4 protein-coding genes are annotated in these 2,508 nt (G+C 67.2%); all 4 read left to right on the forward strand.

Annotated features, from left to right (window positions below):
* The first annotated feature begins 167 nt into the window (after window positions 1-167).
* The 4 genes from rpmI to Q0A15_RS05590 all read left to right on the forward strand — a co-directional run bounded on the left by rpmI (window position 168) and on the right by Q0A15_RS05590 (window position 2,398).
* On the forward strand, window positions 168-362 hold the full coding sequence (rpmI, locus tag Q0A15_RS05575) for a 50S ribosomal protein L35 (protein WP_119425412.1): 195 nt from the start codon (window positions 168-170) through the stop codon (window positions 360-362).
* Window positions 363-444: 82 nt separating this feature from the next.
* Complete coding sequence (gene rplT / locus Q0A15_RS05580) at window positions 445-828, forward strand: 50S ribosomal protein L20 (RefSeq protein WP_291278542.1); 384 nt, start codon at window positions 445-447, stop codon at window positions 826-828.
* Window positions 829-959: 131 nt separating this feature from the next.
* Complete coding sequence (locus Q0A15_RS05585; RefSeq protein WP_291278543.1) at window positions 960-1,967, forward strand: RNA methyltransferase; 1,008 nt, start codon at window positions 960-962, stop codon at window positions 1,965-1,967.
* Window positions 1,967-2,398: an NUDIX domain-containing protein gene (locus Q0A15_RS05590; protein WP_291278544.1), complete on the forward strand. Its 432-nt coding sequence runs from the start codon at window positions 1,967-1,969 to the stop codon at window positions 2,396-2,398. The genes Q0A15_RS05585 and Q0A15_RS05590 overlap by 1 nt, the downstream gene beginning before the upstream one ends.
* Window positions 2,399-2,508 lie beyond the last annotated feature (110 nt).

The following is a 2,508-nucleotide window of genomic DNA, read 5'->3' on the forward strand; positions in this document are numbered from 1 at the left end:
ACGTTCCCCGTCCCGCGCCGAAGCCGGCCCCCAGGCCCGGCCCGCGCAGCGGGAAGTAACAGGGTCACCTGCACCGAACCGATCGATCCGGCAACGGATCGGGAGAAGCATCCCCGGCACGCCATGCATGGCGCTTGCCTGGGAAAGTACCAAGGAGAAGGCTCACCATGCCGAAGTTCAAGACCCATTCCGGGGCCAAGAAGCGTTTCAAGGTCACCGGTAGCGGCAAGCTCAAGCGCCAGCAGGCCAACCGCCGCCACTACCTGGAGCACAAGTCCTCCCGCCTGACCCGTCGCCTGAAGGGCGACCGGATCGTGGCCAAGGCAGATCAGCGGACCATCCGCCGCATGCTCGGTATCTGAGCAACCAACCTCGAAACACCTCTAGGCCGCGCCGCCACGATGAGTGGTATGCGCAGCGGCCCCAACTTTAAGGAGTACACACGTGGCACGTGTGAAGCGGGCAGTAAACGCCCATAAGAAGCGTCGCGTCATTCTCGACCGGGCATCCGGTTACCGCGGTCAGCGTTCGCGCCTGTACCGCAAGGCGAAGGAACAGGTCATCCACTCCTTCGTGTACAACTACCGCGATCGTCGCAAGCGTAAGGGTGACTTCCGTCGCCTGTGGATCCAGCGCATCAACGCTGCTTCCCGCGCCAACGGCATGACCTACAACCGCCTGATCCAGGGTCTGAAGCTGGCCGGCGTCGAGGTCGACCGCCGCATGCTGGCCGAGCTGGCCGTGTCCGACGCCGCAGCTTTCGCAACCCTCGTCGAGGTTGCCAAGAAGGCTCTGCCGGCTGACGTGAATGCGCCTGCCGCCAAGTGAACTCCTCACCGCTGATCAGCGGTGATCAAAAGGGGCGGCACCTACTCTGGTGAGTGGGTGCCGTCCCTTTCACGTATCCACTTCTTTCACACGCTTCTCTCCGGGTGACCCACCCAGAACAGGTGAACATCGTGTCCAACGCACTGGGGGCCCTGCTGGCCTCCGAACCCTTGAGCAACCCGCAGGCCGAACGCGTTCGCTCCACCGCGCGGCTCTCCACCGCCGCCGGCCGGAAGAAGACCGGTTCCTTCCTCGTGGAGGGGCCGCAGGCCGTGCGTGAGGCCTTGGTCGCCCAGCAGGAACGCTTCGATGCCGCCCGCGCCGCCACGGGCGGCAAGGTCGGCAAGGGCGGCAAGGGTAAGGGAGGTAAGGGTGCCAAGGGTCCCAAGGGTGGTCAGCAGTCCGGCGGTTCCGCCCCCACCCGCCTGGTGGAGGATGTCTTCATCACGGCCGAGCGCGCCGAGCGTGAACCGGGACTCGTGATGGATGGCGTGCGGACCCACCTGGTGACCGATGAGGTGTTGGCCGTGCTGGCCGACACCGTCCGCCCGCAGGGGGTCGTGGCGCGCTGTTCACAGGCGGCGGTGTCGGTGCCGTTGGAGACGGTAGCGCGGGAGGGTGCGGGGCTCGTCGCCGTGCTGGCCCGGGTGCAGGACCCGGGTAACGCCGGGACCATCCTGCGTGCGGCGGACGCGGCCGGCGCCACCGGTGTGATCGCTCTGTCCGGGACCGTGGACGTCTTCTCTCCCAAGGTGGTGCGCTCCACCGTGGGTTCCTTGTTCCACCTGCCCGTGGTGACGGGCGTGTCGCTCGAGGACGCCTCCGTCGCCCTGAAGCGTGCCGGGATCTCGGCGCTGGCCGCGGATGGTTACGGCGACACCGATCTGGATGTGCTTCAGGACGACGCGGCCGCTCGCCGGGTGGGGTCCACCGTCAAGGGTGCGGCCAAGCGCTTCTCCCTGACCGCACCTACGGCTTGGTTCTTCGGCAATGAGGGTCAGGGGCTGTCCGACGACGAGTTGGCTGCTTGCCTGGATCGGGTCGCCATCCCGCTCTATGGACGAGCCGAGTCCCTCAATGTCGGCACCGCGGCGACGCTCTGCCTCTACGCTTCGGCCCGCGCGCAGCGGGGAAGCTGATGAGCTGGACCCAGGTGGTCGGGGCGGCCATCGTGGATTCGTTGCAGTGCCCGACGACGTTGCTCGCCGGGTGCCGGTCGGCGCCTGCGGCGCTGGCCGGGTTGTGGGAATTCCCTGGCGGGAAGGTCGAACCGGGGGAGGACCCCGTGGCGGCACTGCAGCGGGAGCTGCGTGAGGAACTCGGGGTCGAGGTCTCCGTCGGTGCGGAGATCGTGGGTCCCTCGGCTGAACGGGGCTGGCCGTTGAAGGGGACAGCGTCCATGCGCGTCTGGGCCGTCGAGGTGGTCTCGGGGACCCCGCGGACGTTGGAGGATCATTCCGAGTTGCGCGTGCTTGCCCTGGATCCGGAGCTCCGGGACGCGGTGGAGTGGATCCCTGCCGACCTGCAGATCGTGGATGCCGTGGTCAGGGAACTCACTGCACTCCCATGAGCAGGGCCGCTCGATGCGTCAGGCAGCGTCCTGGGTGTCGGGTCTGTTTCCTTTGCGATAGGCCGTTTGCTGCGGCAGGACTTCGTGGGGGAGTTCTTCGGGTGTGGTGG

The sequence above is a fragment of the Galactobacter sp. genome (assembly GCF_022712295.1).
Classification (GTDB): domain Bacteria; phylum Actinomycetota; class Actinomycetes; order Actinomycetales; family Micrococcaceae; genus Galactobacter.

What these genes read in the sequence shown, in the direction of transcription:
- rpmI (WP_119425412.1), top strand. Translation starts at nt 168, where the DNA reads ATGCCGAAGTTCAAGACCCATTCCGGGGCCAAGAAGCGTTTCAAGGTC.
- Q0A15_RS05590 (WP_291278544.1), top strand. Translation starts at nt 1,967, where the DNA reads ATGAGCTGGACCCAGGTGGTCGGGGCGGCCATCGTGGATTCGTTGCAG.